This is a genomic window from Parahaliea mediterranea (genome assembly GCF_003402235.1).
Taxonomy (GTDB): Bacteria; Pseudomonadota; Gammaproteobacteria; order Pseudomonadales; family Halieaceae; genus Parahaliea; species Parahaliea mediterranea.
On the sequence record NZ_QEWO01000001.1, the window covers coordinates 930,020 to 951,687 of the forward strand.

10 protein-coding genes are annotated in these 21,668 nt (G+C 64.3%); 1 reads left to right on the top strand and 9 read right to left on the bottom strand.

The features are described 5' to 3' along the window. Nucleotides 1–200 precede the first annotated feature (200 nt). On the bottom strand, nt 201–4,733 hold the full coding sequence (locus DDZ17_RS03990) for an EAL domain-containing protein (RefSeq protein ID WP_116364621.1): 4,533 nt from the start codon (nt 4,731–4,733) through the stop codon (nt 201–203). A gap of 178 nt (nt 4,734–4,911) precedes the next feature. Then, nucleotides 4,912–5,766, bottom strand: coding sequence for an endonuclease/exonuclease/phosphatase family protein (locus DDZ17_RS03995; protein ID WP_116364622.1), 855 nt, complete (start codon nt 5,764–5,766; stop codon nt 4,912–4,914). A gap of 279 nt (nt 5,767–6,045) precedes the next feature. Between DDZ17_RS03995 and DDZ17_RS04000 the strand changes: the two genes are divergently transcribed. Next, nucleotides 6,046–6,822 (top strand): SDR family NAD(P)-dependent oxidoreductase, encoded by a 777-nt coding sequence (locus DDZ17_RS04000; protein ID WP_206613428.1) that lies wholly within the window; start codon nt 6,046–6,048, stop codon nt 6,820–6,822. A 111-nt stretch (nt 6,823–6,933) separates the two neighbouring features. On the opposite strand, the gene DDZ17_RS04005 is transcribed toward DDZ17_RS04000, so the two are convergent. The 7 genes from DDZ17_RS04005 to DDZ17_RS04035 form a co-directional block, all read right to left on the bottom strand. Next, nucleotides 6,934–7,920, bottom strand: coding sequence for an alpha-L-glutamate ligase-like protein (locus DDZ17_RS04005; RefSeq protein ID WP_193940536.1), 987 nt, complete (start codon nt 7,918–7,920; stop codon nt 6,934–6,936). Further along, on the bottom strand, nt 7,917–9,440 hold the full coding sequence (locus DDZ17_RS04010; protein ID WP_193940538.1) for an inactive transglutaminase family protein: 1,524 nt from the start codon (nt 9,438–9,440) through the stop codon (nt 7,917–7,919). Before DDZ17_RS04010 ends, DDZ17_RS04005 begins: the two co-directional genes overlap by 4 nt. Before the next feature lie 12 nt (nt 9,441–9,452). Next, a complete protein-coding gene (locus tag DDZ17_RS04015) occupies nt 9,453–10,103 on the bottom strand; it encodes a putative ATP-dependent zinc protease (RefSeq protein WP_157976428.1) in 651 nt (216 codons plus the stop codon). A gap of 95 nt (nt 10,104–10,198) precedes the next feature. After that, nucleotides 10,199–18,499, bottom strand: a complete 8,301-nt coding sequence (locus tag DDZ17_RS04020; RefSeq protein WP_170150143.1) for an isopeptide-forming domain-containing fimbrial protein — start codon at nt 18,497–18,499, stop codon at nt 10,199–10,201. A 232-nt stretch (nt 18,500–18,731) separates the two neighbouring features. Continuing rightward, on the bottom strand, nt 18,732–19,073 hold the full coding sequence (locus DDZ17_RS04025) for a YegP family protein (protein ID WP_116364626.1): 342 nt from the start codon (nt 19,071–19,073) through the stop codon (nt 18,732–18,734). 124 nt (nt 19,074–19,197) lie between these two features. After that, nucleotides 19,198–20,898: an acyl-CoA dehydrogenase family protein gene (locus tag DDZ17_RS04030; RefSeq protein WP_116364627.1), complete on the bottom strand. Its 1,701-nt coding sequence runs from the start codon at nt 20,896–20,898 to the stop codon at nt 19,198–19,200. 201 nt (nt 20,899–21,099) lie between these two features. Further along, entirely contained in the window at nt 21,100–21,660 is a 561-nt protein-coding gene (locus DDZ17_RS04035) for a CBS domain-containing protein (RefSeq protein WP_116364628.1), read from the bottom strand. Nucleotides 21,661–21,668: the final 8 nt, after the last annotated feature.

Sequence of the window (21,668 nt, forward strand, 5' to 3'; positions counted from 1 at the left end):
TTCTCGTTAGGACAGAAAGGGAAGGCTGACAAGGGACTTGGGCACTGTCAGCGGGTGCGAAGGGCGCCGACTATACGCGAATCGACGCCAGTTGCAAGCATGCTCCGAGCTGTACATTCCCTGCCGCTCATGCCCTGCCACTCGTGCCCTGCTGCGTGCTGCCCGCTACCCACGGCCCGCCGCCCCATCGCACCGGGTAGCTAGTTGAGCAGATAAGCGAGCAGCCCCTCCTCCGGCAGCGGCCGGGAGAAGAAATACCCCTGCACGGCGATACGCCCACCGTAGCGCGACGCCAGGTAGTCAAACTGCTCCTGGTGCTCTACCCCCTCCACGACAATCTCCAGCCCCAGGGATTCGCCGAGCGCGATGAGGCTGTTGACGATCGCCCGGTCGCCGGCACTGTCGATGATGTCATCGATAAAACACTTGTCGATTTTCAGCACATCCACGTCGAGGTGGCGCAGGTATTCCAGCGAGGCGTAGCCGGTGCCAAAGTCATCGATGGCCACCCGCACGCCAATATCACGGAGCCGGTTCAGGTTTTTGCTGGCAATGGAGTAGTCTTTCACCAGCGCGCTTTCGGTCATTTCGATTTCCAGCTGTTGCGCCGGCATGCCGGTTTTAGCCAGGGTGGCGGCAACCATCTCGACGACATTGTCCGCCAGAAAACTGCTGGCGGAGAAGTTCACCGCCAGACGGAAGACCTGCGGCTGCGCTGCGAATAACCGGGTGGCCACCCAGCAGGCCTGTTCCAGAATCCAGCCGTCCAGCTGATAGGACATGCCCCGCGACTCCGCTGCGGCAATAATGTAGTGCGGCGCCACCCAGCCGTGTTCCGGGTGCTGCCAACGCAGCAAGGCCTCTACGCCGCAGCAGCGGCCTTCGTCGTTCACGGCGACCTGGGGCTGAAAATGCAGCTGTAACGCTCCCTTGCGCAGGGCGTCCTGCAGTTCATTTTCCAGCTGCAACCGGAAGGCGGCGTCGGCGGCATCGGTCGGGCTGAAGAAGGTGAAGGAGCTACCGGGCCGCTGGGCAGCTTGGGTGCGGGCAATCTGCGCGAACTGAATGAGTTCCCGTGCTGCCCTGCCATTCTGGGGGAAAAGACTGACGCCAATGCTCACCGTTATCCGGTGCTTTTCACCAAGAATATCCAATGGCCGGCTCGCCTCTACCAGCAGCGCCTCGCAGAAGGCCGCCACCTGGCTGGCCTCGGTGCGCTCGCGGCTCAGCAGCAACAATTCAGTCTCGGAAAACAATCCCAGCACGGCGAACTCGCCGGCAACCAGTGACAGGCGCTCCGCAAGCATCGCCAGGATACGCTCACCCGTACTGTAGCTATATACCTCGTTGATGACGTTGAGGTTGTCAATCTCCAGCGCCAGCAGAGCCAGCTTCTGCTGCTTGCCGCCAGCGGTGGCGATTGCGCCCTCCAGCAGTTCGATGAAATGCCGGCGGTTGGGCAGGCCAGTGAGGCTATCAAAGTTCGACAGCTTCATCACCGCTTCCTGTGCTGCCTTGCGCTCGGAAAGGTCGGAGAAGGTCATTACATACAGGCTGACGTTTTCCTGCGCGTCAAACACCTTGGAGATGCTTAGCCAGACCGGGCAAGTGCTGCCGTCGGCTCTATGCAGGCGGAACTCCCCCGACCAATCATCGCTGGCCAGGACCTTGCCGCCCTCGCTGGCATCGCGGCCAATCAGCGCCGCCAGCGACAGCGCCTCCAGAGCGCCTTCGGCGTAGCCCAGAATGGATCGCGCCGCAGAGTTGGAGCTGACCACACGCTCGCCTTCGTTGAGCATCAGGGTGCCGTCAGCGGACGCCTCAATGGCACGCGCCAGCTGATCATGCCGGGCTTTGATCGCGCGCTGCTCGGAGACATCCGAAACTATGCCCGCAACTTTTTTAATCTGCTGCCCGTCCCGGTCCATTTCGATCGCGCGCCCCGAAAGCCGGTACCAGCGAGGCTTTCCCCCGGCTCCGATCATGCGGTATTCGCCGTCAATGGCGTTGGATTGACTGGTCAGCATTTTCTGCCAATCCCGCTCGAAGCGTTCCCGATCAGGGGCGGCCACCTGAACATTAGCCAACCTGCCAGGTTCAGCGTCCTGCGGATCGCGCAGATGCAGTCGCCCCTCGGCCTGGGTATCACCCTGCCACCACTCCCAGATTATTGAACGACTGGCCAGCAGCGCTATGTCCAGTCGCTCCTCGCTTTCCTTCAGGGCCCGGTTGATGGCTTGCTCGCGAACCAGCTTTTGCTGCCGCGATATTGCAAACGCCACAGAAGACAAAAGCACCGTGAGCAATGCCAGCATCTGAAACCAACGCGTCTGCCACCAGTAAGGTGCAATCTGAAAGGTAAAGGTCTGCAGGGGTCCCCAGCGGGTATCGGTGTGCCCCCGGGATTGCACCTCCAGGACCAGCTGTCCCAGGGGTGGATCGGTTAACCAGATCTGGCTCTGCTGGCCGAGATCAATCAGGTCTGCCGATTGGGGCTGGCCGTCCAGTAAAAAACGATAGCGAAACCGATAGCCAAGCCCTTCAACAATACTCTGGCTTGTCAGCTGAATAATCAGCGTAGTCAAACCCGGCTCCAGATACACCCATGGCGCCGGGCTCAGGGATAAACGCTCACGATCGGGATAAACAGCTCTGACGGACTCGATCATCACGCTATCTGCTTCTGCAGTGGCAACAACCTCATCCAGATCGACCTGCACGATGCCATCTGGCGTGCCGAGATAGAGTCCTTCCTCGGGGTGATAGTAAACTGCACCCTCGTTGAGTTCCTCGTCAAACACACCATCCTTCGGGCCGAATATTTCCACGTGCCCAACGGATCGGTCGCGTCGAATCAGACTGTGAAGGCAGCCTGCAACGTCGTATTGATCTGTTTGCGAAAGAAAAATAACACTTGTGCACTGTTTACCAACAGACTCACTGAAACGCTGCACTTCGCCGGTGGATATCTGGTACTGCAACAAGCCCACGTCGTAAGTACCCAGCCAAAGGGTATCTGGCGCCACCTGGCGCAGGTGGCTAAAGCGCGGCATCATGCCATCGATACGGATAGTGTCCGCCAGTGATACCAGGCGCTGCCCGGACAAGTAACCAAAAACTCCCGGGCCTACTACCCAGATTCGCCCATCGTCGGCGCGCATCATGAAGCGAATGGCTGCATCGTCCAGCTTACCGCCGCTACGGGCGTCCGTTACCGGAACGTGTTCGAGCTGGAGTGTCGACACTTGCAACCGGTACAGGCCTTTTATTGTCACCAGCCAGATTACCCCGGCGTTCGCCGGGTCCTGATACACGCTGAACACCTGCCATTGCAGCAAGCGGGTGGTGGGCACAGACAATTCCGCCCCTGCGCTGGCAAAAGTGCTTGGTATCGGGAGGTCAAGAACATAGACACCGCTGAAACCGGCAATTAACAGACGTTGCTCCGGCAGAGGCGCGATGGCGTAGATAAAACCCGGCGCTTCGTGGCCATCCAGATTGATCCGGGTGGCACTATCGCGGGAGAGATCCAGACGGTAAAGATGTTCGGAACCACCATGCCAGACAACGTCTTCCTCGACGAAGATCGACCAGACCATGCGTTCATCCAGCGGCAGCAGATCCAGATCCCGGTGATGCTGACCGGGCATAAACAGGGCATGTACCTTCAAGGCAGCGACACCCTGATGCGCATCGCTGACCCAGACCAGATCACCTGGGCCCGCCGCCACCTTTTTCAACAGGCGCAGGTTGTCGATCTCCTGCAGATCGGCAGTTAAATCGTGAACGAGATTCTCACTTTCGTTCCAATAAAACAGGGATGTGTAGCCCGCAAACCAGAAGTTCCCGTAGGCGTCCTGGGCCATACTGACAATGTCATTTGAGAAGCGCTCGTGTTGCACAAGCCTCTGCGTATCAGAATCAAAGCGGTAGAGCCCACTGCTGGCATACAACCAGGATCGCTGCTGCCGGTCGCGAAACAAACCTCGCACCAACCCCTTAGTTACATCCCAGGAAATACGTTGTTGCACCTGGCCGGCACTGTCGAGATAGTCAACATGGTCGTGATAGGCCACCAGAAAGCCGCCATCCCGGGTCCGGTGAAAATCCGCGCGCGCTTCGCGCAAGGGGTAACGCGGGGGGTAACGAAACCGCAGCGATACCCGCAGGCTTTCCCGGTCCAGGGACACTACCGTGCCATCGTCGAGCAACAGGTGGATGGCATCGCCACTATCATCCAGTGCACGGACAATGACATCCCCTGTCGCTGTGGGCGATGGCAAGGACAGGGCCGGGCTAAATGGCTGAAAGCGGTTCGCTTGCGGCTGGTAGAGATAGGTGCCGCGGGCACCGCACACCAGAATACCGTGGCGCCCAAGGTCGGCCAGGCAATGGAAGGCGCTGTCTATTCCGCCCTGTGCATGCGCCACACCCGCCGCATCCATCCCGGCGCCGGGGCGGTCGACCCGGCGCACCACAGAGCCGCTAATGCGATACAGCCCCTGCTCCGTGGCGGCCCACACCAAGCCACTGTCGTCGAACAGGAACTGCCTGACGTCGGTGCCGGGCAATTCGCCACGCGCGCTTACACTAAAAAAAGAGCGGTGAACCAGCTCGTGCGCGCTCGCGCCTGCCGGCAACCATTGCAGTAACACGGCAAACAGGCAATAGGCGGCCACAAGCCGGCAACAAGGCACGACAAGCTTCAAATATCGCAGCGGGTTGGAAACCATCCATGTCCCCCCTGTTGCAACCTGCGATCAGCGACGACTTGCGATCAACGCCAGCCCGAGCACGACCAGCGGCTATCTGGCAACCACCTCATGGCTCGCCAGCGAGCGGGCAGAACGGCCAGTGTAAGACCGGATAGCGCGGGAAAACAAGAATGAACGCAACCGGTGCCGGCCGGCATCAGCTGCCAATGAGTTCGAACTCGCCCAGCAGGGCAGCATGATCCGACAGTTCCCGCCAGCTACCCTCCCCCAGGCAGGCGCAGGAGACCGGCCGCAGCCCGCGGTAGTACACGCGATCCACCGGGAACACCGGTGCCCACACCGGAAAGGTGCGGGCGTGGCGGCCGGTCATGTGCACAAACAATTCGGTCAGGCCAAGGTCGCTGCGCAGGTGGCGCTCGGCCTGCATGCGCCAGTCGTTGAAGTCGCCGGCGATGATCATTGGCTCGTCACGGGGCACGTGTTCCTCAATGCGCTCCACCAGGGTACGAATCTGGGCGCGCCGCTCCCGCTCCAGCAGGCCCAGGTGCACACACAGCACATGCACCGGCTTTTGGTAACGCGGCACGTCGATCACCCCGTGCAGAATGCTGCGCGAGGAGCGCGGAAACAGGGCTACGTCGATGTTCTCCCAGCGGGTGAAGGGATACATGCTGAGGATGGCGTTGCCGTGGTCACCCTTGCGGTAGATGGCGTTGCGGCCATAGGCGTAGTGGGGCCAGGCCTGGTCGGCCAGGTATTCAAAGTGGGGCTGGTCGGGGTAGGAGGCACGGCGGCGCTTGCGCGCGCTTTTTTCCGCAAAGCCGTGAATTTCCTGCAGGAACACCACATCGGCGCCGGTCTCAGCGATGCGCTCACGCATGGACTGCAGCATAAAGCGGCGATTGCCGGCGCAGTACCCCTTGTGCACATTGTAGGTGAGGATGTGCAGGCGCGGCAGGGCCTCGATGGCGCCGCCCGCGGCCGGTGTTCCGGCACTTTTGGCATCCGGCTGGCGAGCACTGTCCACCCGGCCTGCCTCCCGCAACTCCATCAGTAACAGCGCTCCACTTCAGCGGCAAAAAACGGGACACACTATAGCCCAGTCCGCCCCCGTATTGGACAGGGCGGGGACGGATCGTACAAAAATAAACCAGGCGCCAGCCATTGACGTCACGGCGACATCAAGCCTTGCCTCCTACCTGCACGCAGGTAGACTGGGTTCACTCTGCGCTTGCGCCGCGCTCCCACTGCCATGTCAGCACTGGCAGCAGCGGCTCTGGGGCACAGCCACCACACCAACATGTCTTTGCCGCATCCAAGGGAGATCGCCATGGCCACAGCACAACCCACCCCCCTCAGCCCCGTTATCATCACCGGCGGTGCCTCCGGCATCGGCCGCGCCTGCGCCGAGGTGCTGGCCGAGGCCGGCCGCCCCGTCGCCATCTGGGACCTAGACGCCGATGCGGCACAAGCGCTGGCAGCAAGTATTACCCGCGATCACGGCGTGAAGGCCCTAGGCCTGGCGGTGGATGTCGGCAGCCTGGAGGCCATCAGCGCTGGCGTTGCCGCCAGCCGGGACGCCCTGGGCACCCTGGGCGGGCTGGTCCACGCTGCCGGCGTCAGTGGCGTGGCCACCCTGGAGCAGCTGACCAGCGAGAACTGGCAGCGGGTGCTGGATATCAACCTGCGCGCCCAGCCCTTCATCATCCAGGCCATGCTGGACGACCTGAAGGCCACCCCCGGCAGCGCGATTGTCGGCATTGCCTCCATCAACGCCACCCAGGGCAATGCCCTCAACCCCACCTACAGCGCCACCAAGGGTGGCATGCTGGCCATGAACCGCGCCCTGGCGGATGAACTGGCCAACTACGGGGTGCGCATCAATTCGGTATCACCGGGGCAGATCGCCACCCCCATGCTGCTGGGCGGCCTGGAACACGCCCCCGGCCAGAAGGAAGCCTTCGAGCGCCGCATTCTGCTGGGGCGCCTGGGAGAGCCGCGGGAAGTCGCCACCGCCGTGCGCTTTTTGCTGTCGGACGAGGCCAGCTACATCACCGCCACCGAACTGGTGGTGGATGGCGGCAACCTGTCTTCGCAGCGGGGCTAGTGTGATTTCGTTATCGATTAGGCTCTCGGCCGGCTACCGGGCCCCCTCAAGTGGGGCCCACGGCTACCGGGGAGTGGCGCCGCACTACTGTACGGTAAACTACAGCAGCAACTACAGCGCCGCCGCCTGCTCCGCCAAGGGCACCATGCGGTCCACGCTGAAGGCATCCATGGCGGCGGCGATACGCTCGTCGTCGGTGTGGCAGCTGTCGGCAATGGCATCGGCTTTTTTCAGGCGGCCGATCAGGCCCTCCTGGTTGGCCACCTGAATGGACAGCCCGGGCCGGGCATTCAGCTCCAGCAGCATGGGGCCGCGCACCCGGTCGAGCACGATGTCGGCGCCAAGGTAGCCAAGCCCGCACATTTCGGCGCAGCCGGCGGCCAGTTGCAGAATTTTCTGCCACTGGGGAATTTTCAGCTCGGTGAAGCGGGCGCCGGTATCGGGGTGGTGGGTCACCAGCCGCCCCTGCTGCACCGCCGCCACCGGCCGGCCGCTGCCGATATCGATACCCACCCCCACGGCGCCCTGGTGCAGGTTGGCCTTGCCGTCGGAGGCATGGGTGGCGCAGCGGATCATGGCCATCACCGGCACGCCGCGGTAGACGATCACCCGGATGTCGGGCACGCCTTCGTGGCTGTAGGGGGCCATCACCGGGTCAAAATCCAGCAGGGCCTCGATCATGGCCTTATCGTTGCGACCGCCCAGGCTGTACAGGCCGGCGAGAATATTGGAGGCGTGGCGGCGCAGGGCGTCGGCGTCGATCACCGCACCGGAGGATTTGACGAAATCCTGCCCGTCGCGGCCCACGATCACCAGAATGCCCTTGCCGCCAGAGCCCTGCACCGGCTTGATGACAAAGCTTTCGCGCTCGGCCAGTTCTTCCACCATGCCGTTGATTTCGAACTGGTATTCCACTACGCCGTAGAGCTCTGGCGTGGGCACGCCGCGGTCGAGGGCGGCGTGCTTGGTGAGCAGTTTATCGTCGACCAGGCGGTAGTTGCGCCGGTCGTTGCAGCGCCCAATGTAGCCGACGTTGCGGCGGTTCATACCGAGAATGCCGAGCTTGCGCAGGGTGCGTGGCGAAACGAGGTGAATCACTGGGGTTTTACCATCTCGCGGAAGCGGTACAGCTCGGACAGGCGATAGCCGGTGTATTTACCCAGCAGCAACACCACGCCCAGCAGGCTGAACAGCAGCTCCGGGAAGTTGAAGGTGAGGTGGGCCACCAGCGGGATGGACATCACCAGATAGGCCAGCACCGCCACCAGCAGGCTGCCCCCGCCCTGCATCAGCACCTCGTGGCCGCCCTCTTCCTCCCACAGGATGGACATGCGCTCCACCGTCCAGGACAGGATGATGATGGGGAAGAAGGTCACCGTGAGGGCCTGGTCGATGCCGGTCTTGTAGGCAATGATCGCCATGGTGGCCATCAGCAGGATGACCACGATGATCACCGCCGACACCCGCGCCACCAGTAGCAGGTTCAGGTGCGACAGCCAGGAGCGTATCCACAGGCCGACGCTGACGATCACCAGGAAGATGGCGAGTCCCACCCACAGGGTGGTCTGCGTGAAGGCCAGGGCAATCAGCACCGGCATGAAGGTGCCGGAGGTTTTGACGCCAATCAGCAGCCGCAGCAATACCACCATAAAGGTGGCCACCGGTATCAGCAGCAGGCCCTTGAAGATGCCCTGCTGCTCCACCGGCAGGGCATAGATGGAAAAGTCCAGCAGGGCGAACTGCTCGCTCTGCTGCTCCATCGACACCACCGCCTTGGCGGGCAGGTTGTTGCTGACCAGGGCGAATTCCAGCCGCGAATCCCGCGCACCCACCACACGCAGCACGGTACCGGGGCCGCGCTGCCACACCAGGAAGTCGTCCGGCAGGCCGGCCTCGCCGTTGACCGGGTTGAGCAGCACCCAGCGCTGGCCGTCGTGAATTTCCAGCATGGCGCTCAGGGTCTGGCGGCGGCGCCCGTCCTCCAGCTGGATGCCGCGCACCAGGTGGGCGGGGATACCGGCGAAGGTCATGGCGTCCAGCATCAGTTGCTGGGTGGAGCCGGAGTAGCTGTCGATCAGAAACGCGGTGTCCGGGTCGGGCTCGTCGCGGTTCAGGTCCTGTATCAGCAGGCGCGCCAGGGTTTCAGGCCCGGTGGACTTTTCGCGCAGCAGTTCCACCAGGCGTTCCATGGCGGTGAGCTGGTCGGCCTGCAGGCGCGGGCGGGATTCCAGCTGCACCGGATAATCCGGCAGGCTGTCGACATTGGCCCGGTAGGCCTGGATCTTGTAGTAGAGGGTGGTGGGGTGCTCCAGGGTCTGGCGCGTCCAGCGCGCCTCCCGGCGGCCCACTTCGTCCTCCACGGTAAAGCCGAAGCCGGAGGAGGCAAAGTGCTCGTCCAGCATCACCCAGCCGCCCAGGGCCTGGGGCGTTTTCAGGTCCACCTCCACCGGGCCGCTGGCGGGCTTGAAACTGATCTTGGACTCAATCGTCCAGACCTCCCGCGATTCGCCAGGCAGCAGCGGCAGCCCGAGCCGGGCCGCCTTGTACAGGGTGAGGCCGAGGCCAAAAATAATGAGGAAAGAGGCCACCAGGCCAATCTTGAGTCGCGAGGCTATCACCGTGCTGGCGTCCTAATCGGCAAGGTAACGTTGGCCGACATCGACAATGGCGACATCGGTAAGGAAGTTCCGGCCGATCTGCAGGGGAAATTCACTGTCTTCCCGCTCGGCCAGGGCAACGTCGATCAGCGAGCGGCTGTCGCCGACGCTGAGCCACAGCTGCACAATGTAGCGGCGCTCGCTGCCACCGTCGCGGCGTTTGACCGATACCTTGCGTTCCACCGGGGCTTCCACTTCCAGGGTGCCCTCCCCTTCGGCAGAGGTCAGCTCAAACATCACGTAGCTCTGGCCGTCCTTTTCAAACTGGCGCAGGTTGAGCACATCCAGCGAGGTGGTGTCCACGCCGGTATCCATGCGCGCACGCAGTTTCAGGCCAGGCGGCTCCACGGTGGCCCACTCCTCCGAGCCGAACACCGGCAGGTTGAGCTTACCGGCACGGGCCGGGGCCGCCGGCGCCGGGGCGGGCACCGTACGGGTCACAATTTTTTCCACCACTGGCGGGCCGGGGCAGGCGCGGGCGTCACAGACCGGGCATTCATCCACAGCCACCGGTGGGCAGGCCGGGGCCTGGGGGGCCTCGCCGGCGACAGGCTCCACGGCGACCGTGCTACAGCCAGCCACAATGGTGGCCAGCAGGATCATCAGTGGCAGTAAGCGTTTCACATCGACCTCTCGTTAACAGGGGCTTGCAACCGGGCGATGGGCCCGGCCCGACCATAGGCCGGCCGAGCAGTATAGCCGGCTGGCGCCCCCGAGCGCTATCGAGGCGCCCGCGCCAGTGCGCCACGGCGTACCGCGTGAGCCCCCAGGGCCAGCAGGGCCAGGGCGCTCAGCAGCATCTGCCAGGGGGGCAGGGTGGGAATGCCCGCCGCCGGGAAGGGCGTGGAAACGCGGTCGATGTTGTTGCCCGGGGTGGGGTCGATGCCGTTGCTGCCATCGTTGTTGATCTCCACCACGTTCAGGATGCGCGCCACCTGGGGTGCCGCCTCCGTCAGCAGCGCAAAGGTGAGGCTGCCACCGTCACCCACGGCCAGGTCGCCAACCGCCACGGTGCACACCGAACCGGGGCCGGCCCCGTCGGCGCAGCTCCATACGGTGGGCTGGCTGTCTGCCTCGCTGAAGGTGGAGCCCGGCGGCACCACCTCGCGCACCACCACGCCGGTGGCGTTCTGGTTGCCGTCGTTGCGGTAGTCGATGCTGTAGACAATCACCCGGTTTGGCTGGGTCACGGTGGTGTCGGTGGCCTTGGTGATCACCAGGTCCGGCGCGGCGATGATGGGGGTATCGTCGTCATCCGCATCGCTTAAGGGCTGTACCGAGTTGGCGCCATCATCGGTAATGATCACCGTGTTGCTGGTGATGTCCACCCCGGAGGGCAGCGGCGCCATCACCTGCAGGCCAAAGCGCACTGTTTCGGACGCCCCCACCGGCAGGCTACCCACGTTGAAGGTACAGGGCGTACCCGGGCCGCTGCCATTGGGGCAGCTCCAGCCGGGGGTGCTGGCGCCAGCGTTGAAGGTGGTGTACATGGGCACAGTTTCACTCAGGTCCACCCCGGTGGCGTCCTGGTTGCCCGAGTTACCGTAGCTGATGTTGTAGAAGTACACCTGGCCCGGCATCACCGAGATACCGCCGTCATCCTTGTTGATCACCAGCTGCGGGCCGGTACGCAGGGGGTCCAGCGGCGTCAGTACCAGGGTGGCCGCCAGCAGGGGCGGGCTGGGCGGGGCATTGAACTCGTGCCCGTCCTCTTCGTCGTACACCTCGTTGGGAATGACATCGATGCCGGAGGGCACGGCGGCGTCCACATCCACCGCAAAGGTGACTGTGCCACTGGTGGAGCCTGCCAGGTTGCCCACGTTATAGGTGCAGGTGGAGCCGCCGGCCATGCCGCTGCAATTCCAGCCTGGCGCACTGGCTGCGGCGTTAAACACAGTGAAAGACGGCACCGTTTCGGTAACTACCACGCCGCTGGCGTCCTGCCTGCCGGCGTTGCCGTAGGTGATGAGGTAGGTGATGGTCTCCCCGGGCAGCACCCCGACCCGCTGATCGTCCTTGCTGATGGTCATGACCGGGTCGGCAATGATGACCACTTCGGTCGGCTCCGCCATATCTGGCGTGCTGCCATCGCCATCGGATAGCTGCGGCTCGGTTTCAGCGCTGTCGGCGCTGGCCTGGTTGAGCAGCAGCTGCTCACCCGCGGCGACGCTGCCGTCCGGGTAAGGCAGGGGCACCCTCACCGCGTAGCTGATCGCCAGGGACTCCCCCGCCGCCAGGGCCGGTACGCTCACGCGGAGGCTGGTGTCACCCACCCCGTTGCCGATCTCCACAGTGGCGGTTTCTGCGGTGCCTGTGGCGGCCACGGAACCGGCCTGGAACTCGCCTTTGGTATCCGGCGCATCCTCCACCACGACATTGGTGGCCGGGGCATCGCCGGTGTTACTGAAGGTGAGGGTATAGGTCAGCACATCACCCGGCGCAGCCGTGGCGCTGGAGACGGATTTATCCAGCGCCAGTACCGGCAGTTCCAGCACGTCACTGCCCATGGCCGTCACTGTGCGCTCCACGGGCCCTGGCAACGGTGGCACAGCGCCAGGCAGGGAGGACGCCTCGGCGATGGCGGTGTTGGGCAGGCTGCCCTGGGTATAGGGCACCACCGGCTTGGCGCTGAAGGAAAAGGTTACGCTCTCGCCCGGCAGCAACACCTGATCTTCGCTCGGCACGGCCGGGTTGGCGGCGTCCACCGCAAACTCGACCCGGGTGGTGCCGGCGTTGCTCACCGCACTGTAGACAAAGCCCGCCGGCACGGTGCCTTCGCTGAATTCGCCGGCCTGCCACAGGGTTTCGTCAAAGTCGTCACCAATCACCAGGTCGTAGGCCGGGGCGGTGCCGGTGTTGGTCACCACCAGTTCAACGCTGGCCACGCCGTCGGTAAAGTCGGTGAACTGCTTGTTCACGCCGAGCAGCGGCTCCACCACATTCACGGCGGCGGCATCGCTGCGCGGCACGCCGGGGGTGCCGGATACCAGTTGGTAGTCCAGGGTGACATCGTTCAGCAGGGTATCGCCGGTCTGGTTGGTGGGGGCGCTGTCTTCGGCCACCCGGGCCAGCATGCGGAACACAATAGCGTCGTCTTCGGTAGGCACCACCGGCTGGTCAGGGTCGGCCGGGGTATTGCCGCCGTCGTTGGTGATGTCGCCAAAGTCCACCTCGATTTGCGTAACGGTCAGCATGTCATCGGCTGCCAGGGAGGTGCAGGGCGCGCCGGCGGGCTCGGCGGCGCTGTAACAGGTGGCCGGCAGGGGCGTGCCGGTGTAGCTCAGGTGGTTGCCCACATAGAGCAGCTCGCCGGAGATGAATTCAAGAATGCCGCTGCCATCGCGCTGTAAATCATCGGTCATCACCACACCGAAGGTGGTGCCCCGGGTGAGGTAGGCAGTGATGGCATATTCCACCACCTCGCCGATGGTGGCATCGGGCACATCGCCGTCGGCCTGGGCGGCGCTGGTATCGGCCACCGAGGTGGCGGTGACCTCCTTGATCACCGAGGTGTGCTGCACGGTAAGCAGGCGCGCCTCGCTGTCGTCCAGACCGCTGCGCGCATCATTGTCGGCCGTACTGTCCATGGATGCCCAGCCGAGCTCAACAGCATTGGGATAAATGCCGGGCACCGGCGCACCGCTGACCAGCTCCACATCCTCCAGGGTGATCTCGCAGCTGCCAACGCCCACCGGCAGGCTGTCGATGGAAAAGGTCACGGTGGACCCGCTGGCGCTATCGAGCACGGTGTTGGGGCAGGTGCTGGTGAAGTCACTGGTGTTGCCCGGGGTGACGGTGTTGGGCCAGATCAGGTCCGGCGCCAGGGTATCCACAATCACCACCTGCCGCGCCGTGGCGGTGGAGTCCGCCAGGTGGCTGATGCGCAGGGTAAAGTCGTGCAGGTTGCCGGGCAGCTCGGCCTGGGCCTTGCTGCCGTTCTGGGTGAACTTGTCGATGGCCAGCAGCGGTTCCACGATGTCGTAGTTGGCAATGGCACTCAGGTTGGCGTCTGGGCTGGTGAGCTGCACGGTGTTGGGCACCTGGTCATCCTGGCCGGGCACGCCTGAGTTAAGCGCATCGTCCAGCACCGTGGCCACCACCTCGAACACAATGCGGTCCTGAATGTCCTGGGGCGGGCGGTTATCGGGCAGGTTCACCACGTCACCGACGGTCCAGGCGCACCGGGTGGTTGGCACCGCCGGCAGCGCCGGTGTGCAGGTGGCTGCATCCCCCACCGCCAGGCCGCTGCTGAGGCTCAGGTCGCTGCCGATGCTGACCACGCGGGTGGCATCCACCCGCAGGGCCGTAGCTGCGGAGAACTGGTCGGTGACCACTACGTTGCGGGTGGTGGCATCCGGCAGGTCGGCACTGATCCAGAAAGTCACCTGCTCGCCGATGGTCAGCTGGGTGACCGGCTCGCCCAGGGTAAAGGGCGTGTCGGCGCTGCTGGTATTGACGATGGCCTTGCCCAGGCCCGGCAGGCTTACCACCACGTCCCAGAGGTCGCTGGCGGCGTAGTCGCGCTCGCCGCCCTCGTCAAAGTTGGCGCCGCTGCTGGTGGCGCCGGACAAGGAAGTCCAGGCCAGGTTGGCGGTGTTGGTGATGGTCTCGCCGGTGAGGGCGTCCTGATCCACCTCGGCCTGGAAGGTCAGGTCGCAAACCACCCCCAGGGGGAAGCTGGCCCAGGTGGCAAACACGCTGTTGGACGGGTCGCTCGGGTCCTTGCTGGTGGTGGGCGCCACGGCACACTGGCCAACCTGGAAGGAGCCGACCACGTAGGTCATCTTGTCTGGCAGCAGGTCGCTCAGGCTGAGGTCTTCAGCGTCAACCCGCGAGGCGCCGGTGTGGCTGACCCGCAGGGTGTAGGTCACCACCTGGCCGGACTCAACGGTGGTCAGGTCCGCCGTTTTGCTGACCTGCAGCAGGGGTTCGGCAATGTCCACGCCGGCGGTGTCGCTGAACACGCTGCGCGGCGTGCCGGGGTCGGAATCCACCCTGTAGCTGACCTGGCCGGTGTTGTCCGCCTGGTCGTTGTTGGCGTTGGCGGCGCGGTCCAGTACCCGGGCCCGCAGGGTCACCCGGATCTGGTCGTTGGCATCCAGCGTGCCGCTGCTGTCGGTGTTCACCACCAGCGGCCAGGATAGGGTCATCTTGTCCTGGATGCCATCGCCGTTGGTGTCGGCAAATACCGGGGTAACGCTTGCGTCCAGCGGGACAGTGCCGGCCAGGTCGCTGTACAGGTTGGCACCGACATCAATGGTCACCGTCGGACTGGCCGCCGGGTAGAACGCCATCACCACCGCGGTGGCGGGCAGCAGGTCGACGATGTCGAATTCCACCGCGCTGCTGTTTTCCGGCACGGTGGTGATCAGGGTGAAGTCCACCACTTCGCCAATGGTCAGCGACTCGCTGCCGGCGGGGGTATCTATCAGGCTGTCGGTCTGGGACTGATTGGTGGTCTCCACGGTTTTGGCGATACCAATGTCCAGCGCCTTGAAGCTGGCGCACCCGCGGGCGTTGTAATCGTTCAGCTCGCCTTCCGGGTTGGGCGTGCCAATGGGCACATCGCCGGTGCGCTCAAAGCCGAAGGGCGCCTGGTCCGGCGGCAGCGCGGCGTCGCCGTCGGGCATGCTCTGCCAGGCCAGGTTGGCGCAGTTGTTGAACTGGGCGCCGGAGGGGAAGTTGTCGATCACCGTGACATCAAAGGTCACCGTACAGGCCTGGCCCAGGGGCAGCTCGCTCAGGGTAATGTCCAGCCCGTCGGCGGTGTTCTGCAGGATGGTAAAGCCCGGGCAGGCGCCACTGGTGGCCACCGAGCCCGGGTCCAGGTCGAACAGGCGGTAATCGGTGCCGCCGGCATCAGTGAACACCGGCATGATGTCGTTCATCTGCAGGTCAAAGGCGTTGCCGGTGGAGGCGCCGGTGTGCTGGATGACGATGCTCACCGTGGTTTCGGTGCCGCCGGTGCCGCTGGCGACCGACAGCTGCTTGTTCACCGACAGCTGCGGTTCGACAATGGTGACATTGGGCGCCGATACGGCCACCGACAGGTCCACGTCGTCCGCCGGGTCGGCATTGCCGCCGGTTTCCACCCAGTTCCACTCGGCGCGGTTGTTGCGCTGCTGGCTGTTGACGTTGCCGGCGGCATTGGACACCTTGGCGCTGTAGACGACGGTGATGACCTCCGGCGTGCCATTGCTGTTGTTGCTGTTGCTGACATCGCCAAAGTCGATGTCCAGGCGCCGGTTAGTGCCGGTGCCGCCGCCCCCTTCGCTGGTCACGGCAATCAGTTGGGTATCGGTGGTGAAGTTGGCGCCCGGCACCGTCAGGGTGATGTCGGCGGCATCGATACTGGCGGCATTGCCGTCGGTGTCGGCAATCGACAGGCCGCTGTCCAGCAGGTCGCGCAGCAGCACCTGGGGCGATACCCCCTCGGGCACGGCAATCTGCAGCTGGTAGTCCACCACCTCGCCAATCTGCACCAGGCGGGTGCCGGCGGGAGCGTAGTTGGGGCGCACGCCGGTCACGGTTTTGGTCAGGGTCGGCCGGGCGATTTCCACCGTAGCGCTGTCTTCCTGCGCCGGGAAGGGATTGGCGTTGGTGGCGGTGGAGGTCCAGGTGACGCTGGCGGTGTTGGTGATCTCGTTACCGATTTCAACCGCGCTGTCGATGGTGCAGCTGTAGCGGATCAGGGCCGTGTCGGCGCCAAACGGCGCACCGCCCCCGGCGGGGTTGTCGTCGTTGCCCTGCAGGGGGCTGCCGAGCACCAGGGCGGTGGCCAGATCCCCGGTGGCGGTGATTGCCGCCCCGGTGCCGTCGGTCACCTGCACCGAGGCAGCGTCTGTGGCGCAGTTCAGGTTGGCCACGGCCGGGTCGGTCACGGTGACGTTAAAACCGCTCTGGCCGCCAGTGTTCTCCACGGTCAGCACATAGTCCACCTGGTCGAAGGCATCCACGCCCCGGGCGTCGGTATCCACCAGTGTGGTGGCCGGGTCCAGCGGCGGGGTGACAACGGCACCGGATTGATCCACCAGTTCCGCCGCCGGGTTGCCCGCCGCCAGCACGCCCTTGGTGATGGTCAGCTTGGGCGCCCCTACAAACAGCGCTGCAGCCTCCACACCGGTTTCCACCGGGCCGTCGGTACCATCGTAGTTGACGGTCAGCACGTTGGTCAGGTAGAGGTTGTCGGCGAAGGGCTCATTGGTCACCGTCGCCGTCAAATCCACAATCAGGGTGGTGGGCGCATCGAGGTCGATGTCACCGAAATCCATGCTCACGGAGTTGGTGCCGGCGTCCGTCACCAGCGGCGGCATGCCACCCGGCGGCTGGTAAATGCCGGCGCCGGTGGGAATCACCGCGGTGGGCGGCAGGGCCACCACGTCAAACACCGGCCGCGGCAGGTAGTCCACCAGCACGACATTGGCCGTGTTGCCGGCCGGAATCTCCATTTGCAGGCGGAAGGTGACCGCCTGCCCGGGCATGATCTCGGTGCCCGGGGGCGGGTCGATCACGCTCTTGTCCGGCGTGTTGGGACGAACATTGACATCGGCACCGGTGCCATTGTCGCCGCTACCGCCATCCGCCAGGCTGTAGCCCAGGCCTGCGTTGTTGGTCAGGGTGTCATTGGCCAGCACCGGCGCGCCACTGTCGTAGGCGTCGAGAATCTCCGCCTGGTAGACCAGCACGCCGTCGGCGCCAGCGGGAATCGATCCGCCATTGCCGGCGCTGATGTCCCAGGTCAGGGTGGTCTGCCCTCCCCCCGGCGTGTTGTCGTCCTGGTTCAGCACAATGCCGGCGTCGTTGCCGTTCACCGTCAGGCTCACCGTGGTGAGGAACAGCATGCCATCCGGCAACACGTCCTGAATACTGAAGGTATCCGCCCCCTGCACGTAGTCTGTCACCTGGAAGTTGATAGTGTAGGTCACTGTATCGCCCGGCAGGTCGCCGCCACTGGCGGACTTCTGGATGGCGGCGTTCAGGGCCAGTACATCGCTGGTATCGGTTTGCGGCGGTGCGCTCTGGCCGTCGTAGTCGTAGGCCACCTCCACGGTGTTGGTAATGGTCTGCTGGCTGTTGGCGGTGGTTTTCGACAGGATGTCAGTGATGTACACCGGCACCGTCACCACCAAGTCGTCCGTGCCGGGGCCGCCGGTAACCGAGGTGCAACTCACCGTGGCGGTGCCGCCGGGGGTATCGGGCAGGTTGGGGTTGCTGGTGGTGGAGCAGCCTACCCCCAGCGGCGCGTTGATGTTGATGGGGTCCCCGGTCCACTGGACGTTGCCGGGCAGGGTGTCACTCAACTGGACGTTATCCAGGGTCACCTGGTCGGAGATGTCCACGCTCCAGACGTAATTGTAGGGGTGGCTCGGCCCCGGCGGACGCTCGCTTTCGGGGGCGGTGTTGGTTTTTTCCACCCGTGCCAGCTGCGGGGTGATGACAATATCGGTGCCATCGCTCGGGTCGAGAATGCCGCCATTGGCACCGGTGGGGGTGTCGCCAAATTCAAAGCCGGGAATCACCTGCACATTCAGTGCAACGCCAATTTCCACCGTGGTCAGCAGCTTGGCGCAGGCCTCAATCGTCAGGCCTGGGTCGCCCTGGTTGACCGAGCCAATGGGGTAGCGGGCGATATACACGTTGGAACCGGGGTCGCCGGTAATCGTCTGGCCGGAAACCGGGTCAACAATGGTGCCGGAGGCATCCATTTGCCCGACAAACTCGATGTTCGGCGGAATATCCACAAAATCCACCGAGGCGTCGGTCATGCCAGGGTCCAGCACCACCACCAGGTAGGGGCCGAAGCCGGTGGCGTTGCTGCCGGTGGTGTTCAGCGGGCCGTTGCTGAAGGTGGTGTCCACGCAGAACTGCTCGCCAATCAGCGGGTCCAGGGCGGTTGGGTCGACACTGGCCTCAGGGTCGGGCGCAGTTTGCGCCAGGCTGGCGCTCGCCAGCAGGCAGGACACTGCCGTGATACACGGCGTTACCAGCCAGCGCCGGACAGTGCTGCGCGCGAAAGCCATACCCTTCGATCCCATTACCCACCCCAACCGTCTTCTTGTTGTATCCCCATCGCCGCCTGGCTGTCAGGCGGTCTTTTGCCTTGCAGGTGCTGGTCTTGCCGCTGCTACCTGCGCCGGTTCCTGCCGGTATTTTTTTGTGTTGGCTATTTTGTATGTGCTTGTTTTTCAACCTGGCGGCATGCGCCGAGCATACCCCAGGTGACCGGCCTATCGGCCAATAGAAAAGTCATCGCTAACCTTCTCGGGTAAGGTCACTCAAGGCCGCCTCCGCGGCGTGGGACTTGACCGAGGCAATGCCGTTTTCCATGGCACTGTCGCCGGAGTACATCTGGCTTTTGCCGATGGTCTGGCCGTTGGTGGCGGTGAGCACAAAATAGGGGGAGCCGTCGCTGGCGACCTTGCGCTGGAAGCGCCCATCGTCGGCGGCGTTGCGCCGTACCGATTCGATGCCATTGATGGCACTGTCGTGGGATTCGTAGGTCTGGCTGGTCAGGATCACCTGGCCGTTGCCGGATTTGAGATTGAAACTGTACTTGCCGCTATCGCCCTGCTTGAGTTCGAACTTGCCCGCCATTGCCTCACTCCCCCTGTTGATATAGTGGTTGCCAGCCCCGGTACGGGGCGCAGCTTTTCAACAGCTTAGCCAACTTCGCGGATTGTGCCAGCCGGATGTACCCGCCCACGCCCGCCCGCGCCCGCTAGGCGCAAGGTTCGCCGCGAGGGTCGGCGCGGGCTATGAGGGTGTCGATATCCAGCCCCCGGGGCAGGCCGCCAAAGTTGCGCTGGCCGCCCCCCGCCAGGCGCGAGGCAATAAAGGCGTCCGCCACCGCCGGGCAGTCGCCGCGCAGCAACAGGCTTGCCTGTAAGGTCAGCGCCAATTGATCGACAATCTGGCGGGCGCGATATTCCACCTCGCCGGTGTCGGCAAACTCCGCCTGCAACTGGGCGACTGCCGCATCCAGCCGCGGGTCATCGCCGCGGCTGCGCGACAGTTCGGCGAACCATACCTCCCGAGTTTGCGGGCTGCGGCTCAGGGCGCGCAGCATGTCCAGCGCCTGCACATTGCCGGAGCCCTCCCAGATGGCATTGATCGGCGCGTCGCGGTACAGGCGGGCCATAATAAAATCCTCGGTAACACCGTTGCCGCCCAGGCACTCCATGGCCTCGTAGGTGTGAAACGGCGTGCGCTTGCAGATCCAGTATTTGCCGGTGGGCAGGCCCAGGCGCAGCAGCAGCTTCTCGTGCTCGTCGCCACCCGGGGCCAGGCTTTTGTCCAGGGCTTCGCCCATTCTCAGGGTAAGGGCCAGAGAGCCCTCCACTTCCAGTTGCAGATCTGCCAGCACGTTGCGCATCAGGGGCTGGTCGATCAGGGTGTTGCCGAAGGCGGCACGGCCGGCGGCGTGATTCACCGCCTGGGCCACGCCCTGGCGCTGGGCGGCGCTGGAGCCGATCATGCAGTCGAAGCGGGTCATCGACACCATCTCGATGATGGCGCGCACGCCCCGCCCCTCCTCACCGATCAGCCAGCCACGGGCATCGCGCAGTTCGATTTCCGACGACGCATTGGACACGTTGCCCATCTTGTCCTTCAGGCGCTGTACCTGGATGGGATTTTTGCTGCCATCCTCCCACCAGCGCGGCACCAGAAAGCAACTCAGGCCGCCCGGAGCCTGGGCCAGTACAAGAAAAGCATCGCACATGGGCGCCGAGGTAAACCATTTGTGGCCCACCAGTGAATAGGCCTCGCCGGGCCCGCTGCCAGACAGGGGCGTAGCGCAGGTGGTATTGGCGCGCACGTCGGAGCCGCCCTGCTTCTCTGTCATGCCCATGCCGATGGTCAGGGCCTGCTTTTCGGTGTGGGGGATGTTGCGCGGGTCGTAGGCCCGGTTGAGGATTTTCGGCAGCCAGGCCTCGGCGATGGCCGGCGTCAGGCGCAGGCTCGGCACCGAAGCAAAGGTCATGGTCAGCGGGCAGCCGTGGCCGGACTCCACCTGGGCCTGCAGGTAGTACTGGGCGGCCCGCGCCACATGGGCGCCAGGGCCCGGGTCGGTCCAGGGTTTGCTGTGCAGGCCCGCCTCCAGCCCGAGGGCCATCAGGCGGTGGTAAGCCTCGTGGTATTTGACCAGGTCCACCCGGTGGCCCTGGCGGTCGTGGGAGGCGAACTGGGGCTTGTGGGCATTGGCCAGAAAACCCCACTCGTACACCTCGGCACTGCCGCAACGGGCGCCGTGGGCATCCAGTTCCGCCGCCGCCCAGCCCGCCCCGTGGCGCCGCACCAGCGCCTGCAGGGAGGTATCGCCGCGGTAGCTGTTGTAGCCCTCCAAGGCGGTTGACTGGTTGAATACCGCGTGGGTATTGCCGGGTGTGGGCGCATCGGCGCGCTGGCTGGGCTCGGTCATGGGGCCACCAGGGTGTTGTCGTCGGGAAGGGCCGCCGATGCTAGCACAGGCCAGCGACGCGCTGCATGGCTGGCACGGGCCTGCGCTGCTGTGCTGTCCTCCTTGCCCTGCCCTGCTGTTCTGCCCTGCCCTGCACTGCGCCGGCACAACCCGAAAGCCGGGGCCCCCGGGTCGGCGGCGGGTGCTTCAGTAGCAGATGACTCAGTGACGGATGGTGTTGAACAACTCCACAAAGCTGCTGTGCCGGGCAATTTCTATCGGCATGTGCAGGCGCCGTGCAATGTCACTGGCGGAAATCAGCCCACGGATGTGGTGGTTATCGGAATCCACCACCAGGCAGTGCTGCTGGCCGCGCTGGCGCAGGGTGTCCACCACATCGCGGATACGGGCGCCGGCAATCAGGCTAAATTCCAGCGCCTGGATTTGCCCCCGGGGCTGCATCACGTCCACCACCCTGAGGTCCTTGCGGGTGTACTGCTTTGAGGTGTGCAGTATCAGGTTCTGCTCCTCCAGGTCGGCGGCGGACACGGTGCCGACGAACTCGTCGCCCGCGTCCACCACCAGCATCAGCTTGACGTGGGCGCGCCGCATGCGGCGATCCGCCTCGTCCACCGAAACGCCTTGGAAGATGACATGGGGCTTGTGGAAGCGGAAGTCCGTGAAGATCTCCAGCGCGGATGAGTCCCAGCCGATATCCGCAAATTCCTCCGGGTGCACCAGGTGGTCCACTGCGCTTACGGGTTTCAATTCGAGTGTTTTCATTGTTTTCA